The organism is Microbacterium pumilum, assembly GCF_039530225.1.
In the GTDB taxonomy this organism is placed as follows: domain Bacteria; phylum Actinomycetota; class Actinomycetes; order Actinomycetales; family Microbacteriaceae; genus Microbacterium; species Microbacterium pumilum.
The window spans coordinates 2,569,793-2,596,511 of sequence record NZ_BAAAOH010000001.1 but is presented as its reverse complement, the minus strand read 5'-3'; the positions used below and the strand labels follow the sequence as shown (position 1 = coordinate 2,596,511).

23 protein-coding genes are annotated in these 26,719 nt (G+C 68.3%); 6 read left to right on the top strand and 17 right to left on the bottom strand.

The window, feature by feature from the left end; genetic code table 11:
• Positions 1-5: 5 nt before the first annotated feature.
• From uvrC to ABD188_RS11475, 4 genes are all read right to left on the bottom strand, one after another.
• Complete coding sequence (gene uvrC / locus ABD188_RS11490) at positions 6-1,961, bottom strand: excinuclease ABC subunit UvrC (protein ID WP_344062122.1); 1,956 nt, start codon at positions 1,959-1,961, stop codon at positions 6-8.
• Between the two features lie 20 nt (positions 1,962-1,981).
• The gene (uvrA, locus tag ABD188_RS11485; protein WP_344062119.1) at positions 1,982-4,882 is read right to left on the bottom strand and encodes an excinuclease ABC subunit UvrA; all 2,901 of its coding nucleotides are present in this window, start codon (positions 4,880-4,882) and stop codon (positions 1,982-1,984) included.
• Between the two features lie 115 nt (positions 4,883-4,997).
• A complete protein-coding gene (locus tag ABD188_RS11480; protein WP_344062116.1) occupies positions 4,998-7,637 on the bottom strand; it encodes a 5'-nucleotidase C-terminal domain-containing protein in 2,640 nt (879 codons plus the stop codon).
• A 143-nt stretch (positions 7,638-7,780) separates the two neighbouring features.
• The gene (locus tag ABD188_RS11475) at positions 7,781-8,254 is read right to left on the bottom strand and encodes a MarR family winged helix-turn-helix transcriptional regulator (RefSeq protein ID WP_344062113.1); all 474 of its coding nucleotides are present in this window, start codon (positions 8,252-8,254) and stop codon (positions 7,781-7,783) included.
• Between the two features lie 37 nt (positions 8,255-8,291).
• On the opposite strand from ABD188_RS11475, the gene ABD188_RS11470 reads away from it, so the two are divergent.
• Positions 8,292-8,552 (top strand): hypothetical protein, encoded by a 261-nt coding sequence (locus ABD188_RS11470; RefSeq protein WP_425561342.1) that lies wholly within the window; start codon positions 8,292-8,294, stop codon positions 8,550-8,552.
• Here the strand turns inward: ABD188_RS11470 and ABD188_RS11465 are convergent.
• The 4 genes from ABD188_RS11465 to coaE all read right to left on the bottom strand — a co-directional run bounded on the left by ABD188_RS11465 (position 8,536) and on the right by coaE (position 13,764).
• Positions 8,536-10,155 carry a hypothetical protein gene (locus tag ABD188_RS11465; protein ID WP_344062110.1) on the bottom strand — a complete coding sequence of 540 codons (1,620 nt, stop codon included), beginning with the start codon at positions 10,153-10,155 and terminating at the stop codon, positions 8,536-8,538. The two genes, ABD188_RS11470 and ABD188_RS11465, sit on opposite strands and share 17 nt — an antisense overlap.
• A 107-nt stretch (positions 10,156-10,262) precedes the next feature.
• Complete coding sequence (uvrB, locus tag ABD188_RS11460; protein WP_344062107.1) at positions 10,263-12,344, bottom strand: excinuclease ABC subunit UvrB; 2,082 nt, start codon at positions 12,342-12,344, stop codon at positions 10,263-10,265.
• Between the two features lie 76 nt (positions 12,345-12,420).
• On the bottom strand, positions 12,421-13,062 hold the full coding sequence (locus ABD188_RS11455) for a hypothetical protein (RefSeq protein WP_344062105.1): 642 nt from the start codon (positions 13,060-13,062) through the stop codon (positions 12,421-12,423).
• Positions 13,063-13,143: 81 nt separating this feature from the next.
• Positions 13,144-13,764: a dephospho-CoA kinase gene (gene coaE / locus ABD188_RS11450; RefSeq protein ID WP_344062102.1), complete on the bottom strand. Its 621-nt coding sequence runs from the start codon at positions 13,762-13,764 to the stop codon at positions 13,144-13,146.
• Positions 13,765-14,295: 531 nt separating this feature from the next.
• On the opposite strand from coaE, the gene ABD188_RS11445 reads away from it, so the two are divergent.
• Entirely contained in the window at positions 14,296-15,099 is an 804-nt protein-coding gene (locus ABD188_RS11445; RefSeq protein ID WP_344067044.1) for a response regulator transcription factor, read from the top strand.
• A 22-nt stretch (positions 15,100-15,121) separates the two neighbouring features.
• On the opposite strand, the gene ABD188_RS11440 is transcribed toward ABD188_RS11445, so the two are convergent.
• The 5 genes from ABD188_RS11440 to ABD188_RS11420 all read right to left on the bottom strand — a co-directional run bounded on the left by ABD188_RS11440 (position 15,122) and on the right by ABD188_RS11420 (position 20,922).
• Positions 15,122-16,288 (bottom strand): hypothetical protein, encoded by a 1,167-nt coding sequence (locus tag ABD188_RS11440; RefSeq protein WP_344062099.1) that lies wholly within the window; start codon positions 16,286-16,288, stop codon positions 15,122-15,124.
• Positions 16,285-17,988 (bottom strand): sensor histidine kinase, encoded by a 1,704-nt coding sequence (locus tag ABD188_RS11435; protein ID WP_344062096.1) that lies wholly within the window; start codon positions 17,986-17,988, stop codon positions 16,285-16,287. The genes ABD188_RS11440 and ABD188_RS11435 overlap by 4 nt, the downstream gene beginning before the upstream one ends.
• A gap of 37 nt (positions 17,989-18,025) precedes the next feature.
• Positions 18,026-18,583, bottom strand: a complete 558-nt coding sequence (locus tag ABD188_RS11430; protein WP_344062093.1) for a GIY-YIG nuclease family protein — start codon at positions 18,581-18,583, stop codon at positions 18,026-18,028.
• 144 nt (positions 18,584-18,727) lie between these two features.
• Positions 18,728-20,182 carry a 30S ribosomal protein S1 gene (gene rpsA / locus ABD188_RS11425; protein WP_344062090.1) on the bottom strand — a complete coding sequence of 485 codons (1,455 nt, stop codon included), beginning with the start codon at positions 20,180-20,182 and terminating at the stop codon, positions 18,728-18,730.
• Positions 20,183-20,397: 215 nt separating this feature from the next.
• A complete protein-coding gene (locus ABD188_RS11420) occupies positions 20,398-20,922 on the bottom strand; it encodes a TetR/AcrR family transcriptional regulator (protein WP_344062087.1) in 525 nt (174 codons plus the stop codon).
• 108 nt (positions 20,923-21,030) lie between these two features.
• On the opposite strand from ABD188_RS11420, the gene ABD188_RS11415 reads away from it, so the two are divergent.
• The 3 genes from ABD188_RS11415 (at position 21,031) to ABD188_RS11405 (ending at position 22,639) form a co-directional block, all read left to right on the top strand.
• The gene (locus ABD188_RS11415) at positions 21,031-21,750 is read left to right on the top strand and encodes an MBL fold metallo-hydrolase (protein ID WP_344062084.1); all 720 of its coding nucleotides are present in this window, start codon (positions 21,031-21,033) and stop codon (positions 21,748-21,750) included.
• Positions 21,751-21,808: 58 nt separating this feature from the next.
• Positions 21,809-22,216: a VOC family protein gene (locus ABD188_RS11410; RefSeq protein WP_344062081.1), complete on the top strand. Its 408-nt coding sequence runs from the start codon at positions 21,809-21,811 to the stop codon at positions 22,214-22,216.
• Between the two features lie 72 nt (positions 22,217-22,288).
• Positions 22,289-22,639 carry a DUF805 domain-containing protein gene (locus ABD188_RS11405; RefSeq protein WP_344062078.1) on the top strand — a complete coding sequence of 117 codons (351 nt, stop codon included), beginning with the start codon at positions 22,289-22,291 and terminating at the stop codon, positions 22,637-22,639.
• Between the two features lie 4 nt (positions 22,640-22,643).
• Here ABD188_RS11405 and ABD188_RS11400 read toward each other — a convergent pair whose 3' ends face one another.
• Both ABD188_RS11400 and ABD188_RS11395 read right to left on the bottom strand, forming a co-directional pair.
• Positions 22,644-23,693, bottom strand: coding sequence for a zinc-dependent alcohol dehydrogenase family protein (locus tag ABD188_RS11400; RefSeq protein WP_344062075.1), 1,050 nt, complete (start codon positions 23,691-23,693; stop codon positions 22,644-22,646).
• Positions 23,694-23,702: 9 nt separating this feature from the next.
• A complete protein-coding gene (locus ABD188_RS11395; RefSeq protein WP_344062072.1) occupies positions 23,703-24,368 on the bottom strand; it encodes an SDR family oxidoreductase in 666 nt (221 codons plus the stop codon).
• Between the two features lie 86 nt (positions 24,369-24,454).
• Between ABD188_RS11395 and ABD188_RS11390 the strand changes: the two genes are divergently transcribed.
• Complete coding sequence (locus tag ABD188_RS11390; RefSeq protein WP_344062069.1) at positions 24,455-25,480, top strand: serine hydrolase domain-containing protein; 1,026 nt, start codon at positions 24,455-24,457, stop codon at positions 25,478-25,480.
• A 9-nt stretch (positions 25,481-25,489) separates the two neighbouring features.
• Here ABD188_RS11390 and ABD188_RS11385 read toward each other — a convergent pair whose 3' ends face one another.
• Both ABD188_RS11385 and ABD188_RS11380 read right to left on the bottom strand, forming a co-directional pair.
• Positions 25,490-26,269 (bottom strand): isocitrate lyase/PEP mutase family protein, encoded by a 780-nt coding sequence (locus ABD188_RS11385; RefSeq protein ID WP_344062066.1) that lies wholly within the window; start codon positions 26,267-26,269, stop codon positions 25,490-25,492.
• Positions 26,270-26,322: 53 nt separating this feature from the next.
• The gene (locus ABD188_RS11380) at positions 26,323-26,706 is read right to left on the bottom strand and encodes a YchJ family protein (protein WP_344067041.1); all 384 of its coding nucleotides are present in this window, start codon (positions 26,704-26,706) and stop codon (positions 26,323-26,325) included.
• Positions 26,707-26,719: the final 13 nt, after the last annotated feature.

Sequence of the window (26,719 nt, the reverse complement as noted above, 5' to 3'; positions counted from 1 at the left end):
TCAGCCTAGCCACTCGACAGATGGGCATGGATCGCGGCGGCCAGCTTGGGTCCGACCCCTGGCAGCTCCTCGATCTCGTCGGATGTCGCGTGGCGGAGCGCGCTCACCGATCCGAAGTGGCGCAGCAGCGCCTTGATGCGCGCGTCGCCGAGGCCCGGCACCTCGGCCAGGACTGTCTGGATGTCGTTCCGCCGGCGCTTGCGCTGGTGCGTGATCGCGAACCTGTGCGCCTCGTCGCGCAGACGCTGCAGGAGATAGAGGGCCTCAGACGTCCGGGGCAGGATCACGGGGTAGTCCTCTCCCGGCAGCCAGACCTCTTCGAGTCGCTTCGCGATGCCGCAGAGGGCGATCTCCTCGTGCCCGGCATCGGCCCGCGCGCGGGCGGCCGCCTCGACCTGTGGCTTGCCGCCATCCACGACGAGCAATTGCGGGCGGTACGCGAAGCGGGGCCGCTTGCGGGTCGTCACGACCGGCTCCTGGGGTTCGACAGGCTCACCAACCGGTCGGAGGGCGCCTTCAGGATCGGTCGCGGCGGCGGCTGCGGCCGCCAGTTCGGCCGCGTCTTCCGCGTCGCCGCGGTCGACGTACGCCAGCCGCCTGGTGAGCACCTGGTAGATCGAGTCCGTGTCGTCGGTCGTCTCGGGCACGCCGAACGACCGGTACTGGTCCTTGCGCGGCAGGCCGTCCTCGAAGACCACCATCGAGGCGACGACGTTCGTGCCACCGAGGTGCGAGACGTCGAAGCACTCGATGCGCAGCGGTGCCTCGGCGAGGCCCAGCGCCTCCTGCAGGTCGGTGAGCGCCTGAGTGCGCGCCACGTAGTCGCTGGTGCGACGGGTCTTGTGCAGGATGAGCGCCTGCTGGGCGTTGAGGGTCGCGGTCTTCATGAGCTCGGCCTTGCGCCCGCGCTGCGCCACCTGGATGGTGACGGGTCGATCCCGCTTGTCTCGCAGCCACTGCTCCAGCTCCTCGGAATCGTCCGGCAGCGAGGGCACCAGCACCTGGCGAGGGATGTCGACGGGTGCCGCATCCCCGTAGGTGCGCTGCAGGACCTGATCGACGAGGTCGCCGCCTGAGATGTCGAGCTCCTTCTCGATCGTGGTCGCGCGCACACCGCGCACGCGCCCGCCGCGGATGATGAAGTGCTGCACCGTCGCGGCGAGCTCATCCTCCGCGATCCCGAAGAGGTCGGCATCCGTGTCGGACGCCAGCACGAGCGCGCTCCTGTTGAGCACCGCGTCGATGGACTGCAGCCGGTCGCGGTAGATCGCGGCGGCCTCGTAGTCCATGGCGGCGGATGCCTCCCGCATCCGTGCCGTCAGCTCTTTCGTGAACCGCTGATCGCCGCCGGCCATGAACGCGATGAAGTCGTCCACGATCACGCGATGCTCCTCGATCGTGACCTTCATCGAGCATGGGCCGCCGCAGCGGCCGATCTGGCCGGGGAAGCACGGGCGGCCCGTCGCCATAGCCTTCTTGTAACTAGCGTCGCTGCAGGTGCGGATCGGGAACACCTTGATCATCAGGTCGATCGTGTCGTGCACGGCCCAGACCTTCGGATACGGCCCGAAGTACTTGGCCCCGCTGATGCGCCGATTGCGGGTCACGATGACGCGGGGCGCCTCATCCGCGAGCGTGATCGCCATGAACGGGTAGGACTTGTCGTCCTTGTAGCGCACGTTGAACGGCGGATCGAACTCCTTGATCCACATGTACTCGAGCTGGAGGGAGTCGACGTCGGTCGCGACGACGGTCCATTCGACGGATGCCGCGGTGGTGACCATGCGCCGTGTGCGCTCGTGCAGGGTGTGCAGCGGTGCGAAGTAGTTCGACAGCCGAGCGCGCAGGTTCTTCGCCTTCCCCACGTACAGCACGCGCCCCTGCGCGTCGCGGAAGCGGTAGACGCCGGGGTTGGTGGGGATCTCGCCCGGCCTCGGCCGGTAGGAGAGCTGATTGGGCATGCGGGGGAACGAGATCGGGCTCAGCCGGCCTTGCGGCGCTCGGCCGAGGTGCCGAGGACCTCGGCGAGGAATGTCCCGGTGTGGCTCGCCTCGATGCGCGAGACCTGCTCGGGCGTGCCGGTCGCGACGACCTCGCCGCCGCCGGATCCGCCTTCGGGCCCGAGGTCGATGACCCAGTCCGACGACTTGATCACGTCGAGGTTGTGCTCGATGACGATGACGGTGTTGCCCTTGTCGACGAGGCTGTGCAGCACTTCGAGCAGCCGGCGGACATCTTCGAAGTGGAGGCCCGTCGTCGGCTCGTCGAGCACGTAGATGCTGCGGCCGTTGCTGCGACGCTGGAGCTCGGTCGCGAGCTTCACGCGCTGCGCTTCGCCACCGGAGAGCGTCGTGGCCGATTGACCGAGCCGCACGTATCCGAGGCCGACGTCGACGAGCGTCCGCAGGTAGCGGTGGATCGCCTGGATCGGCTCGAAGAAATCTGCGGCATCCTCGATCGACATCTCGAGCACCTCGGCGATGTTCTTGCCCTTGTAGTGCACGGCGAGCGTGTCGCGGTTGTACCGCTTGCCGTGGCACACCTCGCAGTCCACATAGACGTCGGGAAGGAAGTTCATCTCGATCTTGATCGTGCCGTCGCCGGCACACGCCTCGCACCGCCCGCCCTTCACGTTGAAGCTGAACCGGCCGGGCTGGTACCCGCGCACCTTGGCCTCGGGAGTCTCGCTGAACAGCGTGCGGACTCGGTCGAAGACGCCGGTGTAGGTCGCAGGGTTCGATCGCGGCGTGCGACCGATCGGCGCCTGGTCGACGTGCACGACCTTGTCGAGGTTGTCGAGGCCGGTCACGCGCGTGTGCTTGCCCGCGACCCGCCGGGCTCCGTTGAGCCTCGTCGCCAGCACCTCGTAGAGGATGCCGTTCACGAGCGAGGACTTGCCCGAACCACTCACACCGGTGACCGCGGTCATGACCCCGAGCGGGAACTTCACCGTCACGTTGCGGAGGTTGTTCTCGCGCGCACCCTCGACCGTGATCTGGCGCTCCTTGTCGATGCGGCGCCGCTTCTTCGGGGTCTCGATCGACCGCCGCCCGGCGAGGTAGTCCCCCGTGAGCGACTCCTTCTCGGCGAGCAGCTGAGCGTACGGCCCCGAGTGCACGACCTCGCCGCCGTTCACCCCCGCGCCCGGCCCGATGTCGACGACCCAGTCCGCGGCATGGATCGTCTCTTCGTCGTGCTCGACCACGATGAGCGTGTTGCCGAGGTCGCGGAGCGTGAGAAGCGTCTCGATGAGCCGCCGGTTGTCGCGCTGGTGCAGGCCGATGGAGGGTTCATCGAGGACGTACAGGACTCCGGTCAGGCCGGACCCGATCTGGGTGGCGAGACGGATGCGCTGTGCCTCTCCCCCGGAGAGGGAGCCCGCCGACCGCGAGAGGCTCAGATAGTTCAGCCCCACCTGCAGCAGGAATTCCAGCCGCACCCGGATCTCACGCAGCACCTGTGCCGCGATCTTCGCCTCGCGCGGTGTCAGCTGGAGCTGTGCGAAGTAGGCCTGGGCGTCGCCGAGACTCAGCCGCGACGCGTCTGCGATCGAGTGCCCGTGCACCAGCACGGCCAGCACCTCCGGCTTCAGGCGGTCGCCGTGGCACACCGCGCACGGCACTTCGCGCAGGTATTCCGACCAGCGCTGGCGCTGGGAGTCAGACTCCGCCTGCACGTACTGCCGCTCGATGTAGGGCACGACGCCCTCGAATCCCGACGAGTAGCGCATCTCGCGCCCGTAGCGGTTCTTCCACTTCACGGTGACCTTGTAGTTCTCACCGCGCAGGATCGCCTCCTGCACGTCGACCCGCAGCTCGTTCCACGGGGTGTCGAGCGAGAAGTTCAGGTCGTCGGCGAGTCCTTCGAGAAGGCGTTCGTAATACTGGAAGAGCCCCTTTCCCTGCGTCGTCCACGGGATGAGCACGCCCTCGCGGATCGAGGCCTCCTCGTCGCCGAGCATCAGGTCGACATCCACCGACATCCGGGTGCCGAGTCCCGAGCACGTCGGGCACGCACCGAACGGCGCGTTGAACGAGAACGTCCGGGGCTCGATCTCGGTAAGCTGCAGCGGGTGCCCGTTCGGGCAGGCCAGCTTCTCGGAGAAGGACTGCCACGCGGCATCTCCTTCTTCGTCGACGAAGTTGATCTGCACGATTCCCGCGGCCAGGCCCAGCGCCGTCTCGACCGAATCGGTGACGCGGCCGAGGATGTCGGGGCTCGCGACGAGACGGTCGACGACCACGCCGATGTCGTGCTTGTAGGTCTTCTTGAGCGTGGGCGGCTCTGCGAGCTGGATGAGGTCGCCATCGACGATCGCACGGGCGTAGCCTTTGGCGCCGAGCTCTTTGAAGAGGTCGACGAACTCGCCCTTCTTCTGCGAGACGACCGGCGCGACGATCTGGTATCGGGTCTTCTCGGGCAGCTCCATGAGCTGATCGGCGATCTGCTGCACGGTCTGGCGCTGGATGACCTCGCCGCACTCCGGGCAGTGGGGTACGCCGATGCGCGCCCACAGCAGACGCATGTAGTCGTGGATCTCGGTGATCGTGCCGACCGTCGACCGCGGGTTGCGGTTCGTCGACTTCTGGTCGATCGAGACCGCGGGGCTGAGTCCCTCGATGAAATCGACGTCGGGTCGGTCGACCTGGCCGAGGAACTGACGCGCGTACGCGCTCAGCGACTCGACGTAGCGCCGCTGGCCTTCCGCGAAGATCGTGTCGAACGCGAGCGACGACTTTCCGGACCCCGAGAGACCAGTGAAGACCACCAGCGAGTCGCGAGGGATGTCGAGATCGACGTTCTTGAGATTGTGGACACGGGCACCCCGGACGCTGAGCTTTCCGCTGGTGTTTCCGGGCGCGGCGACGGGGACGATGGGCACCCGACAAGTCTAGGTGCGGCCTCCGACATCGGTCCCGGCCACCGTTCGCTCGCCGCGTAGACGACGGATGCCGCGAAGCTCGGGGCTTCGCGGCATCCGTCTGTGCGAAAGCTGCTCAGCGAACGAGCACGACGACACTCCCCGACGACGGCGCGACCGTGGCGGATCCGTCGTAGCGGACCGTCAGGACCTGCAGGCCACGGGCCGTGAGTGGCGCCAGGGCCACCTTCGCGCGTCCGTTGGTCACGGTGGCGGTGCCGAGCACCTCTCCGCCGCGAGTCGTGACCGTCACCGTGCCGCCGACCTGCACGCCGCCGTTCGCCACGGTGAAGCTCGTGATGTTCAGCGCCGATCCCTTCTTGACGATGAGGGCCGAGCCGATGGCCACCGTGGTCGAGGATGCCCGCTTGACGACGAGCTCGACTGTGGTGGTCGACCCTGCCACGGTGTCGGAGCCGCTGTACGAGACCGTCAGTGTGTGCGTCCCTGGCGGTACCGCCGTGCGGCCGAGCGATACCGTGGCGGCGCCGTTCGTGAGAGCGGCGGTTCCGAGCATCGCCCCCTCTGCATCGCTGACCGTCACGGTTCCGGTGGGAGTCACACCTGCGGAGGCGACAGTGACTTTCACCTTCGGGCTGCTGCCGTACTGCACGGCGGCGGCGGTCGCAGACACGGTGCTCTCGGGCAGGGCCACCTCGACCGGGATGACGACCCTGGTTCCCGTCGGCTGGGCCGTGAGGATAAGGAACCCCGCGCCGGAGGCGCTCGCCGGGAACGTCACGCCGATCGTGGCCGCACCGCCGGCCACAGTGGCCGATCCGATGTCGACCGCACCGGCGCCGTCGGCCGTCGCCGCGAACTGCGCGGTCAGTGACGTGTTAGCCGGTGAGTCGATGCTCGTCAGGTCGAGCGTGCCGACCGTGAGCGTCTGAGTGGAACCGGCGATCGGCGTCGCGTCCAGCCCAGACACCGAGACGGCGTGCTTCTCGAAGTTGGGCCCCACACCCGGGTGTGCCTTGAGGTAGGCGATCCACGCGTCGCGGTCGACGAGGCCGGAGTCGCGGAAGTTGGTCGCCTGCCGGAAAACCCAGAAGTTGTCGCCTCCCGCACTCGCCGGGGTGCCGGTGCCGGTCAGGAAGGTGAAGGTGCCCACCCGATAGGTCTCGGCGGGATCGATCGGAGCGCCGTTGAACATCATCGACGTGATGCGGCTTCCCTCGGCGAGCGCCGGGTCGAACGTGTAGCTGAAGCCGGCCGAGGTGCCGAGCTGAAGGTACGGACGCGTCGGCACCTGGTTGTTCGCGTCGCGCTGCCATTGCTGCTCGAGCAGTGTCTTCAGCTGCGCGCCGGTCATGTCCACCGTCGCGAGGTTGTTCACGAACGGGAGCACCCCGTTCGCCTCCGCGTAGAGGATCACGCCATCCGAATCCGCCGGATTCGCGGCATCCTTCGCGTACACGAGTTCGGCACGCAGGCCCCCCGGATTCACGACCGCTATCTCGGCCCCACCTCGATCCGGTGGCGCGAGCGCGTCGAGGATCGCATCGGCGACGAGATTGCCCAGAGTGGACTCCTTCGATCGGTCGTCGCGCTCGAAGTTCGGGTAGGGCTTCGAGGCAGGCGTTCCGGGAGTCATCGCGGTGGTGACATCGTCGCCGAGCGTGCCGATGGGCTGGTTGCCGATGACCCCTGCAGCAGTGATGGCCGCCTGCACGGTCGTGTTGACCGCAGCCACCCGCGGGTAGGTGGCGATGAGCGTGGGGTCGGCGGTCGTGACGCGAGGGACGTTCGCCACCGTGTATGCCGAGACGACATCCGTGTCGGGGTCGACGGTCAGTGTGATCTGCCCGACGTTCGCGGCGTAGTTGCCGGTCTGCAGGACGGGTCGGGTGGCTCCCGGCTGGCCGGGGACCGGAGCGTTGTAGGCGTAGGCCTGGTGGGTGTGCCCGTTGACGAGCGCGGCGACCTTCGGCGAGACCTCGTTGACGATACGCGCGAAGACCGGGCTGATGGCCTCGTTCTGGTCGAGCGTCAGCGTGCCCGTCGGGGCGCCTTCGTGGAACGTCGCGACGAGGACGTCGGCCTCGCCGTTCGCCTCGTTCCCGTCCGTGAGCTGGTCGGCGACGCGGTTCACCGCCTCGACGGGGTCGCCGAACGAGAGATCGACGACGCCGCCGGGCGATACGAGGGCCGGTGTCTCCTGGGTCACCGCGCCGATGATGCCGACAGTGAGACCGGCGGCCTCATAGAGGCCGTACTCGGGCAGCGCGGGCGTCGTGGTGCCGGCGAGGTAGACGTTCGCGCCGAGATAGTCCCACTGCGCATTGTTGCCGTCATTGAGCACCCGATCACGGAGATCGGGCCAGCCCGCGTCGAACTCGTGGTTGCCGACTGCGGATGCGACCATCCCGAGCTCGTTGAAGACATCGATCGTGGGCTGGTCCTGCGCGACCGAGGATGCGAACAGCGACGCTCCGATGAAGTCGCCCGCGCCGATCAGGAGCGTGTTGGCTCCGCCGGCGCCGTCAGCGGCCCGAAGACCCTCGATGGTGCCCGCGAATTTCACGGTGTTCGGGTCGATCCGCCCGTGGAAGTCGTTGACCGTCAACAGGTTCAGGACGACCGGGTCAGCCGCCTGCGCCGCGGGAGCCGTCAGCAGACTCGCTCCCAGCGCGGCCGCTGCGATGCCCGCGCCGAACGCGAGTCGCCGTCGGGTGGGGTGTGACCGGTGGCCGGGGTATGACCGAGATGGCATCGCATCCTCTTTCTCGCCGATGGGGATGGCGCCACCGCGCGGTGTTGCCGCGTCGGGTGCGCTGGAATCGAGCCTATGCAGAACCTGGGACTCCGCCTAGAGACGAGTTGCTCAATTCCTGGAATCGAGTCCCATCCGATACCTCAATGCACGGCACCCGACGCCGCGTGTGTGGCATCCCATCGGGTTCGACCACCGGCGAAGGCGGACAACGCGTTGCGGAGGCCAGCGAGTTCGTCGGCATCCATTCCCGTCCGGGCCATGACCTGGCGCGGCACGTCGAGGGCGCGCGCCCGCAGCGCGACGCCCTGCGGCGTGAGTGCGACATCGAGCACACGCTCATCGCCGGCGCGGCGCGAACGCACGACCAGACCCTGAGCCTCGAGCCGCTTCACCAGCGGCGAGACCGTCGCCGGCTCGAGTGCGAGTTCATCCGCGAGCTCGCCGAGCGATCGGGGCGCGCTCTCCCACAGCGCGAGCATGACGAGGTACTGCGGGTGCGTCAGCCCCAGCGGCTCGAGGATCGGACGGTAGATCGACACCACGTTTCGCGCCGCCGTCACGAGGGCGAAGCACACCTGGTTGTCGAGCTTGAGCAGATCGTCCGGCGAGTCCATGACCGCATCCTATCGTGCACGAATGTTTAGTACACTAATGAGTATGGATCGAATGGATGCCGAAGCCGATGGCCGGTTGCCGCTGCGCGATCGAGTGGGTGCCGCCGGCGGCTGGTACGCGTGGCTCAATGCGAAGCTCATCCGGCTGGCGGGGCCGGCGGCCGTCGGTCCCTACGAGACGACTCCCCCGCCGTCCAACGCCGAGCGCGCGGCGCGGCCGTGCCCGCTGTGCGGTCACGCGATGACGGAGCACTCGTTCGAGCGCTCAGGGCCGAAGCCCCTCATGCACTGCCCGTGACCGGGCCGCTCGCGGAAGGATCGGCCGCGGCCGGAGTTTCGCCCGGAACGCCACTGCGGCGCGGTACGAACCGGAAAACCGCCCAGAGCCCGATGGCGAACACGCAGAACGCCGAGTACAGCACGATCCAGGCGACGTAGGTCAGCGAGACCTCGTCCCAGCTCGTCGGCATCGGGAGTACGACGATCAGGAACGCGACGAGCCCGACCACGTACACCGCGAGCCACACGAGCTTGCGCCAGGCCCAGATCGCACCCCCGTCGAGCACCGCGAGGGGCAACAGGGCGATCGGAAGCGCCGCGATACCCGCCACTGCGAACCCGCTGAAGGTCTCGATCGCGAAGAGGCCCAGGGCCGGCGGCTCCGACCCGAGGATCGCAACCAGGATGCTGTAGCAGCACCATCCGACGAGCCCCATCGCCAGCGCCCACGCGCTCGCCCCGAGCGCCAGTCGGGCCTCGCCTGCACGCGTCAGATCCGATGCCACCGCGAGGCCGAGCACCAGGCCGAACACGATTCCCGGCTCGAAGCCGGTCACGCGTGTGAGCAGCACGGCCACCGCGACGAACAAGAGCGAACTCGCCGCGAACTGGATCGTCGGCCTGAGCGCGGGCGACCGGCGATGCACGATCCGCCGAACGATGATGAGGAAGAGGAGTCGCTCCATCGCGAGCGAGATGGCGAGCGATGCCAGCAGTCGCGCGGAGCCCGGGTTCAGGCCGAAGCGCGGTTCGATGAAGCCCGAAAGGACAACCGTCGCCAGTAGGCCGAGGGTGACTCCGAGCCAGGCCGGCAGCCGCGTGCGGAGCGTTCCTCCCCACTGACGGAAGCGGGCGGCGGGTCGGCGTGCCCAGCCGAACAGGCGATCGCGATTCGCTGTGAGGGTGCCGTCGAGCAAGACCGCCGGATAGGCGGCGACAGCCACCAGCACGACCGCACCGCCTCCGGCGACCGCGGCCGCGATCGGCGTCACGGATTGGATCGTCGTGAGTGCGCTCAGCGTCGAGGGTGTGTCGATGCCCATGGATGCAGCCGTGGTGAGGGCCGCGAACGGCGAGGCGCACAGCTCGTCGGCGCGCGCCATCCGATCCTGCAGGTCGGCCGTGGGCGGTGATCCGAGCGGTGTCGCGTTCCATCCCTCCCAGCCCACGTCTGCCGTGTCGAGTCCGAACGACCATCGACCGACGATCGCGACGCCCGACGGGCTCTCGTAGATCCGGAACTGCGCCTCGCCCGCTCCCGCCGGCGGCTGGCGCGAAGGTGCTTCGCACCACCAGCCCACCAGTGTCTCGCCGACGACCGACCCCACCACGACGCCTTCTCGGTATGCGTACGCTGCCGTGAACGATCCGTCGGCGCGAATGTCGAAGACGATGTCACCCCACGTGCTGTTCCACACTTCGCCCGTGAGCTCGGGCACGGATGCGGGATCGGCGATGAAGTCGTGGTTGACCGGGACGGTCCATCCGGCATCCGGGTCGGAAGGCTCCACGTCGCTCCCGCCGAAGGCGGCACCGGCGGGCAGCACGACGAGGACGCCGATCAGCGCCGCGAGGGCGAGCCACGCGGACGAGGTGAGACGCCGCAGCGGTGCGGTCGACACCGGTGCGCACCCCCCGTCGGGTCGATGGGGCGAGGATGAGGCTGGCGAAAGGCTACTCTGCGCGCCGTCCGCGGTACAGCGCTGGATTCACGCGATGCGTGACCGCGTCAGGCGTGCCCGGCTCGCTCCATCGCGCGCAGATCCTTCTTGAGGTCCTGCACTTCGTCGCGCAGGCGGGCGGCGAGCTCGAACTTGAGCTCGGCGGCGGCCGCGAGCATCTGGTTGCTGAGGTCGCCGATCGTGGCCTCGAGCTGATCTGCACCCTCTGCCGCGATCCCCTCGCGGCGCAGCTGCGGAGTCGGCGACTTGCCCTTGCCGGACTTCAGTCGCGCGGAGTCCTTGCGAGACAGCATCGCGTTCGTGTCCGACGCCTCGCGAGCCAGCACCTCGGTGATGTCGGCGATCCGCTTGCGCAACGGCGTCGGATCGATGCCGTTCGCGAGGTTGTACGCGACCTGCTTCTCGCGCCGTCGGTCGGTCTCGTAGATGGCGTTTCGCATCGAATCCGTTACCGAATCGGCGTACATGTGCACCTCGCCTGAAACGTTGCGCGCGGCGCGGCCGATCGTCTGGATGAGCGATGTGCCGCTGCGGAGGAAGCCCTCCTTGTCGGCGTCGAGGATGGACACGAGAGACACCTCGGGAAGGTCGAGACCCTCGCGGAGCAGGTTGATGCCGACCAGCACGTCATAGACGCCGGCGCGCAGCTCGCTCAGGAGTTCGACGCGGCGGAGGGTGTCGACATCCGAGTGCAGATAGCGCACGCGCACGCCGTGCTCGCCGAGGAAGTCGGTGAGCTCTTCGGCCATCTTCTTCGTCAGGGTCGTGACGAGCACGCGCTCATCGCGCTCCGCCCGGACGCGGATCTCTTCCAGCAGGTCGTCGATCTGACCCTTCGAGGGCTTCACGATGATCTGGGGATCGATCAGACCCGTGGGCCGGATGATCTGCTCGACCACACCGTCGGCGATGCCCATCTCGTAGCGACCGGGCGTCGCGGAGAGATACACCGTCTGCCCGACGCGGTTCTTGAACTCGTCCCACCGCAGCGGCCGGTTGTCGAGCGCGCTCGGCAGCCGGAAACCGTGCTCGACGAGGGTGCGCTTGCGCGAGGCATCTCCCTCGTACATCGCACCGATCTGCGGCACCGTCGCGTGGGACTCGTCGATCACCATGAGGAAGTCGTCCGGGAAGAAGTCGAGCAGCGTATGCGGCGGTTCGCCCGGCATCCGTCCGTCGAGGTGCCGCGAGTAGTTCTCGATGCCCGAGCAGAATCCGAGCTGCTGCAGCATCTCGAGGTCGAACGACGTCCGCATGCGCAGCCGCTGCGCCTCGAGCAGCTTGTTCTGCGACTCGAGCTCTTTCAGCCGGACCTCGAGCTCTTCTTCGATCGTGCCGATCGCGCGCTGCACGGTCTCGGTGCCGGCGACGTAATGCGACGCCGGGAAGATCGGCACAGAGTCGAGCTTCTGCACGACGTCACCCGTCAGCGGATGCAGCATGTACAGCGCCTCGATCTCGTCGCCGAACAGCTCGATGCGGATCGCGTACTCCTCGTACACCGGGATGATCTCGATCGTGTCGCCACGAACCCGGAAGTTGCCCCGCGAGAAATCGACGTCGTTGCGGTTGTACTGCATCGCGATGAACTTGCGGATGAGGGCATCGCGGTCGTATCGCTCCCCCACCTGCAGAGCCACCATCGCCCGCATGTACTCTTCGGGCGCGCCGAGGCCGTAGATGCACGAGACGGTGCTCACCACCACGACATCTCGCCGGCTGAGCAGCGAGTTCGTCGTGGAGTGCCGAAGCCGCTCGACCTCGGCGTTGATCGACGAGTCCTTCTCGATGAAGGTGTCAGTCTGCGGGACGTACGCCTCGGGCTGGTAGTAGTCGTAGTAGCTGACGAAGTACTCGACCGCGTTGTTCGGCATGAGGTCGCGGAACTCGTTGGCCAGCTGCGCCGCGAGCGTCTTGTTGTGCGCGAGCACCAGGGTCGGACGCTGCACCTGCTCGATGAGCCACGCGGTGGTCGCCGACTTGCCCGTTCCGGTCGCGCCGAGCAGCACGACATCCGTCTCGCCCGCGTTGATGCGTGCGGCGAGGTCAGCGATCGCCGTCGGCTGGTCGCCCGATGGTTCGTAGTCGCTGATGACTTCGAACGGGCGCACGGAGCGAGTGGTCTGCACCTATCCAGGGTAGGCGGCGCCACCGACACGGCGGCGATGTTCGCGAGCGGCGGATGCCGCCATCCGGTCGCGTCGCTCAGCCGCCGGCGCCGTCGAACCCGCCGCCGCCGAATCCTGCCCCGTCGAAGCCGCCGCCGAACCCGCCACCGTCGAACCCGCTGCCGCCGTCGAACCCGCCGGCGCCGTACTGGTCTGCACCGGCGCCGGTGGGGTCGACTCCCGGGGCGGGATCATAGGTCTGCGCCACCCAGTCGGGCTGATCCGCGAGCTCGAGAGATCCGGCTCCGTAGACGAAGTACGAGGAGACCGAGCTCGAGAGCAGGAACTGATAGGCCACCAGCGTCATGACGCCGGTGTTCTGCATCATCGTCCGCGGGTCGACCGAGTCGCGCCCGTCGTCCGGCTCGCCCGACGCCGTCGCGCCGTTGCTCGCCGCACGCTCGGCGCGTCGCTCCTCCGCCCGCCGGATCAAACGCGCCAAGACCGTCGGGTCGTCGGATGCCGCGTCCTTCTCGGTCTCGGACATGAAGGGCTTGAGCTGGTCGAACATCTCACGCCGGCGCTCGGGAGGCACATCTTGGAAGGCCTTCGCGTGGGCGCTCTCGATCACCGACGGGGGCAGCGTGTTGAGCAGGTAGACGTAGCGAGCGATGCTCTCCTCTTCGGTGAGCGCGGCGTCGGGCGTTCCATGTCGACGGAACCTCGAGAGAAAACTCATGGACGCACCTCCGAATTGGGTGGTCCCAGCGTATGCCCGAGCGCCCTACGAGCGGCAGACCTGCTGCGGTCACGGAACGCCTCAGCCGGCGGCGCGTGCCGCAATCCGCTCTGCCAGTCCCTGCCACAGCTCGTCGACCTGTCGTTCGGTGTCGTCGAGGGAACCTGCCGTGTCGATCACGACGTCGGCGATCGCCAGGCGAGCCTCATCCGGCACCTGCGACGACAGCCGGGCGGCCGCGGCCGCCTCACTCATGCCCCTCAGGTCGACGAGTCGCCGCCGCCGCACGTCCTCGGGGGCGTAGGCGACGATGATGAGCTGCCAGGGGTCGTCGACGCGGGCCTCCACGAGAAGGGGCACGTCGTAGACCACCACGGCGGCCGGGTCGGCGGCGAACGCCTGGGCGAAGCGCCGCGCCGATTCCGCACGCACCGCGGGATGCACGATCGCGTTGAGTCGCGCCACCGCATCGGCGTCGCCGAAGACCCTGCCACCCAGCGCGGCTCGATCCAGCGAACCGTCGGGGCGCAGCATCCCGTCGCCGAACTCGGTCCTGATCGCGGCCAGCACGGGCGAATCCGGCTGCTGCACGTCGCGCACGATCTGGTCGGCGTCGACGATCACGGCACCGTGCTCGGCGAGTCTGCGGGCGATGGTGGATTTTCCCGACGCGATGCCGCCGGTGAGTGCAACGAGGGGCATGCAACGAGGATGCCACGCCCCGAGCTCGACGACATCGCACGGGTCGATCGCCTCCGGCCGAACCTTTGGACTGTCCTGAGCGGGACCTGAGCGTGGCATGAGCAGCCGCGGCTAACGTCGTGCGTAACCCGAAAGAGACGGATCCGTACAGCAGGGTCCTGGGGAGGAAAAGCGATGACTCGGTGCCGCCACTGCGCGACGTCGGGTGCCCGCTGCGCTCCCTGCTCGTGCCACCGCGCCACCAGGCGCGGTGGAGCGATCCGTTTCCGTGTCGGTGAGGTGGCGATCGGGGGGACGATCGCCACTTCTCACCGTCCACGGGAAATGCGCGGGCGCGCGAAGAGGATGACCGATCCTGCGCCCCGCGAAGTCGCTCGCTCCGGCTTGGCGCGCGGCCCGATGCCTCTGGGGAGCTCGGGCCGCCGCCAGGCCGGATCGGCGCGAATGGGCAGGCGACGTGGTCGCTCCGCCGGCATCGGGGTCTGAGTGGCCGACACCCGCCGTGCCCTTGAGACCGCCTTCTGGGATATCCTGACCGACGTCCAGGTTCCGGCGTTCGACTCGCCGGCGCCGGAAAGCGCATCGGTGAATGAATCTCGCGTAGCGGTCGTGATCGAGGACGAGGAAGACATCAGGTCTCTCCTGTCCGCCATCCTGTCGCAGGCCGGGTTCGGCGTGCACGCCGCAGCCAACGGCACCGAAGGCCTCGCGCTGGTGCGAGAGCACCAGCCACTCGTCACGACGCTCGACGTCAACATGCCCGGCATGGACGGGTTCGAGACCGCCAAGCAGATCCGCGCGGTGAGCACGACCTACATCGTCATGCTGAGCGCTCGCACCGAGGAGATCGACGCTCTGCAGGGCCTCGAGGCGGGCGCCGACGACTATGTCGCGAAGCCCTTCCGCCCGAGAGAGCTGCGTGCCCGCATCGACGCGATGCTCCGACGCCCGCGGCACCACATCGCCGCGTCAGCCGAGCCCGCTGCGGACGACGGCGGATCCGCGCCGATCGGCTGGCTGGAGCACCAGGGAGTGCGACTGCACCCCGACATGCGCATCGTGACGGTCGACGGTGCGAATGTCGAGCTCACCCGCAGCGAGTTCGACATCCTGGCCGACCTCCTCGTCGCAGGACGCCGCGTCCGCGGAAAGTCCGACCTCGCGCTGATGCTCCGCGGCGAGCAGTACACCGGCTACGACTACGTGAGCGACAGCGATGCCCGGGCGATCGAGGTGCACGTCGCCAACCTGAGGCGCAAACTGGGCGAGTCGCCGGCGAACCCGCGCTGGATCGAAACCGTTCGCGGGGTCGGCTACCGACTGACCGCCTCCTGAGCCGCTCGGCGAGGGGATGCCGCTACTCGTCGTGTCCGACGAGCACTGATGTCTCGACGCTCGTCGCCGCTCGCGTCGCAGCTTCACGTGCGACGCGCATGAGGGCTTCCGAGTCGTATCCGGATGCGTCGCTCAGCGCCACGCCGACTCCGACGACCGGGATCACTCCCCCGCCCACCCGGCCGAGATCCTCGAACAGCCCGCGGTAGATGACGCCGGCGACGCGGCGCGCGTGGATGGGCGACTCCACGAGGACGCTCACCAGAAGACCCATGGGCCCGTCGTCCGCCACCAGTGCGTTCGAGGGCGCGTACCGCCGCACTCCGGTGCGCCATGTCTCGGTCACCGTGCGCGCGACTTCGGTGCCGAACGCCGTCGAGATCTGCTCGAGGTCTTCGACCCGCACGGCGATGACGGACACGAGCTCGGATCGCCACGTCGCCCGCTCGCACAGATCGCGCAGCTCGTCGGCGAACACACCCTCGACGACGATTCCCTCATGGGTGGCTCCCGGGGCCCGCGAAAGCAGGGATCCTCGCATGGGCGCTCTGGTGGCACGCAGAACAGAGGTGACGACGACCGCGACGATCGTCAGCGTCACGGTGAGGAAACCTGTGCTCACCATGCCGAACGCACTCAGGAAGAGGTCGCTGTCGGGGCCCGATGCGATGAACGCGGTCGTCCGCGACACGTAGAAGAGGGCCTGCAGCCCGAGGACCGCGGCGAGGACCCACGCCGTGCGGGATTCCTGCAGCTCACCCCGGAGGCACTCGATGCACCCGGCTGCGGCGAAGGCGATCAGCGGGATGAACATCCCGAGTGCTCCTGCCCAGTCGCCGCCCTCCGGCCCGGCGATGGCGACCGCTCCCCCGGCGACCAGCACTGCTGCCGCCACCAGTGCTGTGCCCCATCCCGTCCGCCGGCCGTTGAATCGGCGGCATCCGAGCCACATGCATCCGGTGCTCGCCACGAATGCGGCGTTCCCGACGGCGATCGCCCACCAGGCATCGGGCGTCTGCGCCCACAGGGCGTAGGCGAGGGTCGTGAGCATGCCCGCGAGGAACGCGAGCGCCCACACATTGCCCGCCCCTTCGTCTCGGCGCAGCAGGGTCTCGACGATGAACAGGATGCCGCAGACGTTGACGACGAGCGTGGTCATGACGAGCACGCTCATGAGGTCGAGTGTCACGGTGGGGTCCCTTCCTCGGTGGAGCGTTCGGCGAGCGGCGCCGGGGCCGGCAGCTTGACGATGAACGTGGAGCCCGCACCCGGCGTGCTGTGCAGGGCGAGGTCGCCGCCGTGCGCGCGCACGATGTCCCTCGTGATCGCGAGGCCCAGCCCCGTTCCGGTGCGGCGCGGCGCGCCCGCCTGGTAGTACCGCTGGAACAGTCGCGACCGGTCCGCCTCGCTGATGCCGATGCCGGTGTCGCGCACCAGCACCCAGCTCGACGTCCCGTCGCTCGTCGTGCCGAGGAACACGGTTCCCCCGTCGCGGTTGTAGGTGATGGCGTTCGACAGCAGATTGTCGACGACCTGCCTGAGCCGCATCGGATCGGCCGAGACCGGTGCCGCCTCGAGGCCCGACATGTCGATCACGATTGCACGGTCCGACGCGCGAGGCAGCAGTGCCTCGGCGGCGGCGCGCACGATGTCACGGGCGTCGAAGTCGATCAGATGCATGGACGCCTCGACCGACGAGGACGACGAACTCGATGCGGCGAGGATGTCGGCGACGATCCGCAGCAGCCGTTCGGCGTTCCGCTCGGCGACGTCGAGATTCGAGCGCACATGATCGGGGATGTCGGGCTCCTCGATCGCGAGATCGAGGTATCCCAGGATCGACGTGAGCGGGGTGCGCAGCTCGTGGGAGACCGAGGCGACGAGCTCGTCCCGTGCGCGCAGCGCGTCCAGTTCGGTCGTCACATCGCGCGAGATGACGACGGCGCCCGCGTCCTCGCCGGCGGAGTCGGTGAGGCGCCGGGCACTGATGCTCAGCGCCTGTCGAGGTCCGGGCTCTTCGCCGAACCACACCACCTCGGCATCGAACGCCTCGCCGCGCAGGGCACGCTCGAGTGGCAGCTCATCGGGGGGCAGGCGCGTCACCCCGTCATCGCGGAAGGCCGGGGCCTCGGCATCCGCGTCATCCGCCCTCCTCGTCTGCTGCAGGCGCCCGTGCGCCTCGTTCGTGACCGAGACCTGCCCGTCGGCCGCGATGCGGATCACGCCGAAGTCGACGGCGTCGAGCACCTCGGTGACCTCCTGCTCCTGTCTTCGGGTCCGCTCGAGCACGCGCCCCAGCAGCAGTGCCTGCTTGGCGAGAAGACTGCGCTGCGCATCGGAGCGCCGCGCATTGAGGTAGGTCGTGGCCGCGACGGCGAACAGCACGAGCGGCAGCAGCAGGGTCGTGTAGCTGAGGTCCTGGTCGCCCAGCGCCATCAGGATGGTCGTCATGCCGGCGATCGAGACGATGACCGCCGTGAGACCGATCAGACCGAATCCCGATGCGAGCCACATTGTCGGAAAGATCCACAGCAGACCCAGTGCGGTGCTCGGAGCCGAGACCTGGATCAGCGTGATGGCCACGATGTCGATCACAGGCACCAGCGTGACCCAGCCGGCGGCGATGCGGTTCCACGGGATGACGAATGTCGCTCCCGTGACCACGAAGATGACCACGACGCCGATGAAGAACAGCACGAGGTTGCCACTGAAGGTGCCGATCGCGACGAGCATGGCGAGCACGAACACGACGGAGCCCAGCAGCAGCTGGTTCAGGATCGCGGTTCGCTCGCGTGTGTGATCGACGACCTCGGCCTGCCGCCGCGACGCGCGCGCGCGGCTGCTGCGCGGTTCACCCGCGTCCGGATCGCCCTGCGCTGCGACGGTCATACCGTGACGCTAACGGATGCCGGCGCGCTCCGCGCCGTCAGCGGACTGCGTTGGCCTCGCTGATCCAGCGGGCGTGCAGTCGCCAGGGATCGTCGACGCCCGCCGCAAGAACGCCGATGTGGCTGCGGATCGACTCGGACAGCCGGAACCACTCGGTGCCCGGGTAGCGGTCGGCATCGAACTCCACATGACGCCGATGCTCCAGCATCCGGTCACCGCGCTCGAACGCCATCACTTCGTCGTGCCAGATCGCGGCGAAGCGCTGATGCGGATTCGCGGTGGTGCCGATCTTCACGCGGTCGCCGTACCGGAGGTAGTAGACGACATCGACGCGCGGTGGTGCGAGGTCGGCGTCGGGCACCTCGCCGTGTCGCCACTCGCACACCGCGCAGATCCACCCAGAGGGGTGGTGGATGCCCAGGCGGGAGCCGCACAGGCGGCATGGCGCGGGCAGCAGGTCGGTGATGCCGTATGTCCGGCCCGCCCAGTCTGCTGCCACCGCCAGGTGCCCCTCGCAGAGCGCGAGGGGGGCGTCCGCGGGCACGGCGCCCCGGCATCCGTCGCCTGGCGCGAGACAGCGAGTCGAGGTGGGCACGTCGGGAGCGTACCCGGAGACGCCGACAGCGCGAGGTGGGGCATCCGTTCGCCGGAGACGAAGCAGGGCCGGAACCCGAAGGTTCCGGCCCTGCTGTGCGGGCTCGATCAGCGGCTGCCCGCTAGTCGATCACCGATGAACTGCTCAGCGGCTCGAGAGCTTCTCGCGCAGCGCGGCGAGCGCCTCGTCGTCCGCGAGGGTTCCGCCCGACGTGCTGTCGGACGAGAACGAGCTGGAGCTCGACGCCGACTCGGCGGGAGCGGCGGCCTCGGCCTCGAGGGTCTTGGCGACCTGGGCCTTGTGGGCCTCCCAGCGAGCCTGGGCGGCGGCGTACTCCTGCTCCCACTTCTCGCGCTGGGCGTCGAAGCCCTCGAGCCAGGTGCCGGCCTCGGGGTCGAAGCCCTCGGGGTACTTGTACTCGCCGTGCTCGTCGTACTCGGTGACCATGCCGTACAGGGCCGGGTCGAACTCGGTGCCGAAGGGGTCCACAGCCTCGTTCGCCTGCTTGAGCGACAGCGAGATGCGGCGACGCTCGAGGTCGATGTCGATGATCTTGACGAAGACCTCTTCGCCGACCGAGACAACCTGCTCGGCGAGCTCGACGTGCTTTCCCGAGAGCTCCGAGATGTGCACGAGGCCCTCGATGCCGTCTGCGACGCGAACGAACGCACCGAACGGGACGAGCTTGGTGACCTTGCCCGGAGCAACCTGGCCGATGGCGTGGGTGCGGGCGAAGACCTGCCACGGGTCCTCCTGCGTCGCCTTGAGCGACAGCGAGACGCGCTCGCGGTCGAGGTCGACTTCGAGGATCTCGACGGTGACCTCCTGGCCCACCTCGACGACCTCGGACGCGTGCTCGATGTGCTTCCACGAGAGCTCGGAGACGTGCACGAGACCGTCGACGCCGCCGAGGTCGACGAACGCACCGAAGTTGACGATCGACGAGACGGTGCCCTTGCGGACCTGGCCCTTGTGCAGGTTGTTGAGGAACGTGGTGCGCGACTCGGACTGCGTCTGCTCGAGCAGGGCGCGGCGCGAGAGCACGACGTTGTTGCGGTTCTTGTCGAGCTCGAGGATCTTCGCCTCGATCTCCTGGCCGAGGTACGGCGTGAGGTCGCGGACGCGGCGCAGCTCGATGAGCGATGCCGGCAGGAAGCCACGGAGGCCGATGTCGACGATGAGTCCACCCTTGACGACCTCGATCACGGAGCCGGTGACAACACCGTCGGTCTCCTTGATCTTCTCGACGTCACCCCAGGCGCGCTCGTACTGCGCACGCTTCTTGGAGAGGATGAGGCGGCCTTCCTTGTCCTCCTTCTGGAGAACGAGCGCCTCGACGGCGTCGCCGACCTTGACGACCTCGTTGGGGTCGACGTCGTGCTTGATGGAAAGCTCGCGCGAGGGAATGACACCCTCGGTCTTGTAGCCGACGTCGAGGAGCACCTCGTCGCGGTCGATCTTCACGACGGTGCCTTCGATGAGGTCTCCGTCGTTGAAGAACTTCAGGGTCTTCTCGACCGCGGCCAGGAAGTCCTCAGCAGATCCGATGTCGTTGATGGCGACCTGCTTGGTGGCCGGGGCGGTCGTTGCGATAGTCATGTAGTGGGTTGTCCTTGTTGGGTTGGGGTGTCGGGCTTCAGCCTCGTGGTGTCGATCTGAGCGTGGGCGCAGACGGATGCCTCGAGCCGAAGCGAAGCGGATTTTCTTGCGGATGCCACGGATACGTGCTTGTAGAAGCCACACTCGTGACACCTCAGGGTATCAGAACGCCCCGATACTCCGCAGTGTTCCCGGAGATGGGCGCGAACCACGCGCTAGGCGCGGAGACCGATCTCGAGCCGCTCGAGGCCGAACTCGAACGCACGGTCGACATCGCCGCCGAGGCGGAAGGCACCGGCCAGCTCCATGTTGATGAATCCGGTCGCCCACGCCGTGATGAGTCGGGCAGCCTCGAGCGCCTCATCGTCGCCGACCAGCTCACGGCCGAGCCGCAGCACCGTGGCGCTGACGCGATCCATCGACTCGACGGCGCCATCGATCGCGAACAGCAGCCGGAACCCCTCCGGGTGCTCCTGCGCGAACAGCCGGTAGGCGTGCGCGAGGCCCGCCAGCGTGCGGTCGGATGCCTCGAGCCGCTGCGCCAGGTCGTCCACGGTGGCCTGCGCGACGAGCAGCAGCAGCGCATCTCGATCGCGGACGCGCTTGTAGAGCGACGGCGCCCGCACCCCGACCCGCTCGGCGACAGCCTGCATGGTCAGCCGCGATGATCCACCGGTCTCGATGAGCTCGCGACCCGCCTCGACGATCTGATCAAGAGACGTGCGATCCGGCGTCGGCATGCTTCCTCCTCGACTCGTGCGATGGCTATTGACCTAAGCTATCATAGCTAGGTATCGTAGCCATCACCTCGTTGCAGTGGGCAGCGACATCCGGACACAGGAGCTCTCATGAATCTCGGTCCTCATCTCCACCGCATCGGCAACGACATCGTCGCGGCGTATCTCGTCGAGACTCCGGAAGGGATCACGGTGATCGATGCCGGGCTGCCCGGGCACTGGCGCGACCTCCAGGCGGAGCTCAGGGACATGGGCCGATCCGTCACCGAGATCCGCGGTGTGATCCTCACGCACGGCGACTCGGACCACCTCGGGTTCGCCGAGCGCCTGCGCCGCGAGCAGGGCGTGCCCGTCTACGTGCACTCCGCCGACGCCGCTCGCGCGCGGGGCGCCGAGAAGCCGAAGAACGAGATCGGCCCGAAGCGCCTCGGACCCATGCTCGGCTTCTTCGCGTACGCACTGCGAAAGGGCGGAATGCGCACCACCTATGTGGGCGAGGTCGTCGAGGTCGCGGACGGCGATGTGCTGCCGCTCCCGGGCGCACCGCGGATCATCGGCATGCCCGGCCACTCCCCCGGCAGTATCGCGATCCACGTGCCCGTCGCCGATGCGGTGTTCGTGGGCGATGCGCTCACCACGCGCCACGTGCTCACCGGTCGGACCGGTGGTCAGCCGGCGCCGTTCACGGACGACCCGGAGGGCGCCCTCCGGTCGCTCAGCGGGATCGAGGACCTCGAGGCAGCCTGGGTTCTGCCCGGGCATGGAGCGCCTTGGCACGGGTCGCCGCGCGAACTCGTGGGCGCCGTGCGGAGCGCTGCCGTCGTGCGCTGAGATCGGCCCTCGGATGTCGGCACCCCTCGCCAGGATGGGATCGACGAAAGGGATGCCCATGCTGCGAGGCCTCACGACCATCACCTATTCCGCCGACGACGTCGCCGCGGCGGCGGACTGGTATTCGGACGTCCTCGGAGTCGAGCCGTACTTCAGCAAGGAGTTCGCCGGGGCACTCGCCTACGTCGAGTTCCGCATCGGCGACTACAGCCACGAGCTCGGCATCCTGGATCGCCGGTATGTCGGGCCGACCCCCGAGCATCAGGGCGGAACGGTCGCATACTGGGCGGTCGACGACGTTCAGTCGGCATACGACCGGCTTCTGGAGCTCGGAGCCACATCCCACCAACCCGTCGCCGAGCAGGGCCCCGGTTTCGTGACCGCGTCGGTGATCGACCCGTTCGGCAACCCGCTGGGCGTGATGTTCAACCAGCACTATCTCGACATGGTGGCGCAGCGCAGGTGACCGGCTGACGACCCCTCTGGCGGTCCACCTCACGGCGCTCGTACCATGAGCCGAGCATCCTGAAGGAGAACAATGTCGTTCGGCGCCGCCATCCAGACCGTCTTCCGCAAGTACGCCGAGTTCACCGGTCTCGCCGCGCGACCGGAGTTCTGGTGGTGGATCCTCTTCACCGCGCTCGTCTCGAGCGCACTCGGTCTCTTCAACGTGATCCCGGTCGGCGACGCCACGCTCGGGTATATCCTCGTCGGCCTGTGGAACACCGCGGTGCTGGTCCCGACGCTGGCCGTGCTCGTGCGACGGCTGCGCGATGCCGGCTACGGCTGGGGCCACGCGTTCTGGCTCCTGGTGCCGATCGCCGGACTGATCATCCTGGCTGTCTTCTGCTCGCAGCCGTCGAAGGAGCCCGGCGGCCCGTTGAAGTGACGCGTCAGGGCTGAAGCAGCACCTTCGTCGCGCGGCGCTCGTCCATCGCCGCGTACGCTTCGGCCGCTTCGCTCAGCGGCAGCGTGAGATCGAAGACGAGACCGGGATTGATCACGCCCGAGCGGACGTCGGGCAAGAGCTCGTCGATGTAGCCGCGCACCGGCGCTACGCCGCCGTTCACGCCGACGTTGCGGTCGAACATCCGTCGGATCGGCAGCTCCGGACCGCCGTTCGGCACCCCGACGTAGCCGACCATCCCGCCCGGGCGGGTGGAGCGCAGCGCCTGGTCCATGGACTCCTTCGTGCCTACGCACTCCAGCACGCGGTCGGCTCCGATGCCGCCGGTCAGCGCCCTGACGGCCTTGATGCCGGCATCCCCCCGCTCTTCGACGACGTGCGTGGCGCCGAACTCGCGAGCCAGCGCCTGGCGCTGCGGATGCCGCGACATCGCGATGATCGTCGTCGCGCCGAGTCGCTTCGCAGCGATGATGGCGCACAGCCCCACGGCTCCGTCACCGACGACCGCGACGGAGTCACCCGGACCGACCCCGGCCGAGACCGCCGCGTGGTGGCCGGTGCCCATGACATCGCTCAGCGTCAGCAGTCCGGGGATCTCGTCGTCCGAAACCGGACCCTCGACCACGGCGAGCGTTCCATCCGCGAGCGGTACGCGGACGCGCTCGCCCTGACCGCCGTCGGCGAAGCCGCCGAATCGGTCGTCACCGCCCCACCATCCGCCGTTCAGGCACGACGTGCTGACTCCGTTCCGACAGTTCGCGCACGTTCCGTCGCAGACGTAGAACGGAGCGATCACGAAGTCACCGGCCGCGATGCTCCGGACATCCGGCCCGACCTCTTCGACGATGCCGATGAACTCGTGACCGATGCGGTGCGGCTCACGAGTCGGCGTGACACCGCGGTACGGCCAGAGGTCCGAACCGCAGACGCACGCGGCGACGACGCGGACGATGGCGTCCCCTCCCGTCGAAAGGGCGGGGTCGGCGACTTCTTCGACACGGATGTCGCGAGGGGCGTGGATGACGGTGGCGAGCATGAGACGAGCCTAAGGCTCGCCGGCGGGGCGCTCCTCCGACAGCGCAGCGCCGATCGGCACATCTCCCATGCCGAAGCGGATGGTGCGCGCAATCGTCGAGTCGTCGACGAGCGTGGCTGCGATGACGGCGGCCACATCCGCACGGGCGACCTCGGCGATGCCGGGCACATCCAGCGAGATCCGACCGGTCGGCGGATCGAGCGTGAGGGACCCGGGACCCAGGATCGTCCAGTCCAGACGGCTCTCCTGCAGATGCTGGTCCGCGGCGAGCTTCGCATCGGCATACGCGAAGAAGGACGACTCCGGATCCACACCGTGATCAGGACGTGAGCCGATCCACGAGACCATCACATAGCGCGGCACACCGGCAGCGGCGGCGGCATCCATCGTCCTGATCGCCGCGTCGCGGTCGACGGCGTACGTCCTCTCCGGATCGCCGCCGCCGGCGCCGGCCGACCACACGACGGCATCATGGCCGGCGACGAGGTCGCGCAGCTGATCCAGATCGAACGTCTCCACGTCGGCGACGAGCGGTGTCGCGCCTGTCGCGGCCACGTCGGCCTCATGGTCCGGATTGCGGATGACGGCAGTCACACTGTCGCCGCGCTCGACGAGCAGTGGTTCGAGCAGTCGAGCGACTCTGCCGTGTCCGCCGAACACGAGGATGCGAGACATGAGGCTCCCTTCGCCGATGTGGTGTCACGCTACCCCGACGCGACCCGCGGTGGCGGGGCGGCCACGCGCGCCGTAACGTGATGCGCATGCCTGACATCGACGTCCGAGCGCTGGGAGCGACCCTCGACGCTCAGGCCAGGACCGACGCACTGAGCGGCGTGATCTCCCTCGACGTAGACGCCGACATCGTGTTCGCCGCTGCCTATGGCATGGCCGATCGGGCCCACGGCATCCCGAACACCGTCGACACGCGCTTCGCGATGGCGAGTGCGAGCAAGGCATTCACCGCGGCCGCCGTATGGTCGCTCGTCGATGACGGCACGCTTCGCCTCGACACGCCGGTCCGGGACATCCTGAGGGCCGATCTTCCGTTGATCGATGACGGTGTCACCATCGAGCACCTGCTGAGCCACACCTCGGGAATCGGCGACTACCTCGACGAGGAGTCCGACTGGGAGGTCGACGACTACATTCTGACCGTGCCGGTGCATGAACTCGCCGAGACCGAGGCATTCGTTCGCGCTGTCGACGGACAGCCTCAGAAGTTCCCACCGGGCGAGCGATTCTCGTACTGCAACGGCGGCTATATCGTTCTCGCCATCGTCGCGGAGCGCGCCAGCGGCGTGCCTTTCCACGACCTCGTTGGGGCACGGGTGTTCGCACCGGCCGGTCTCGAGCGGACCGGCTACCTCCGCATCGATGAGCTGCCCGGCGATGCGGCTCAGGGCTACCTCTACGAGTCTCCCGAGTCGCTCCGCACGAACATCCTCCACATGCCGGTCCGCGGCAACGGCGACGGCGGCGCGTTCACGACCGTCGCGGATATGAGCCGGTTCTGGCGCGCGCTCGTGGACGGCAAGATCATCTCGTCCGAGAGCGTGACGCAGATGACCGCGCCCAGGAACGTCGCCGAAGAAGACAACATGCGCTACGGGATGGGCGTGTACATCGACCTCGAGGCACCGGGGCTCGACCTCGTCGGCTACGACGCCGGCGTGTCGATCAGCTCCCGCTTCGACGCCGAGTCGAGGTTCACCGCGACGGTGATCTCGAACACCCCGGAGGGCGCCTGGGGCATCGCGAGAACGTTCCGCCGAGCGCTCGGACTCTGATCCCGCCCCTCAGTTCAGGGCGCGGATCGTCGAGGGCACAACGCCGTCGGCGTAGAGATCGATCGCGAGGTCCTGCAGCGCTGTGAGCGCCAGTCGCTGCGTGGTCGGACCGTACGAGATGCGAGCGACGCCCAGGGCCTCGTATTCCGCGGCGCGGAGTGCGCCGGGAATCCCGATGACGCTGACCTTGCGCTCTCCGATCCCCTCGACGAGCTGGCGGGCGACATCCGCATTCAGCAGACCCGGAACGAAGACGAGGTCCGCCCCGGCATCCAGGAAGGCGCGGCCTCGCTCGATCGCGTCGGCGATGGAGTCCGCGAGGGGCCGGTCGCCGCCCCGCACCAGAGCGTCGGTGCGGGCGTTGAGCACGAAGGGCACGCCCTCCGCCTCACCCGCCGCGACGATCGCCGCGACGGCCGCGACGGACTCGTCAAGCGGGCGCAGCCGGTCTTCGACGTTCGCCCCGACGACTCCCACGCCGATGGCGCGGCGCACGGTCTCGCCCGCGTTTCCGTATCCGGCGTCGAGGTCGGCTGTCACCGGCAGGTCGCCCACCGCGTCGACGATGCGGCCCACCATGTCGAGCATGACCTCGAGCGGGATCTTCTCACCGTCCGCGTAGCCGAAGGTCGCGGCGATCGAGTGGCCGGCGGTGGCGATCGCGCGGGTCTCCGGGAGCGCGGCGATGGCCTTGGCCGACACGACGTCCCACACATTGGGAACACGGAGGATCTCGGGCGCGGCGTGCAGTTGCGCGAGGGTCTGGGCTTTCTCGGCTTGGGTGCTCATCCCCACACGCTAGCTGCGGATTTCGCGCCCCACGTCCCCTTGACAGCTGCAGGTCATGAGACGTCACCGTCGAGGTACCACCAGCGGCCGCTCTGGCGGACGAACCGGCTCCGCTCCGCCAGCACACCGGTCGTCGGACCATCTCGCCAGTGGGCGCGGAACTCGACCGTGCCCCGGGTGTCGTCCTCTCGGCCGGCTCCGACATCGAGGATCTCGAGCCCCGTCCACCGGAGCGACGGGGTTGGTTCCACGTCGGACGGACGCGTTCCCGGATGCCACGTCTCGATGAGGTAGCGCAGGTCGCCGACGACGAACGCGCAATATCGCGAGCGCATCAGGCTTTCCGCCGTCGGAGCCGCGGCACCGCGAAGGAGCGGGGCGCAGCATCCGTCGAATCGCGCACCGCTTCCGCAGGGGCAGGTCTGCGCGTCACCCACTCGAACGAATCCG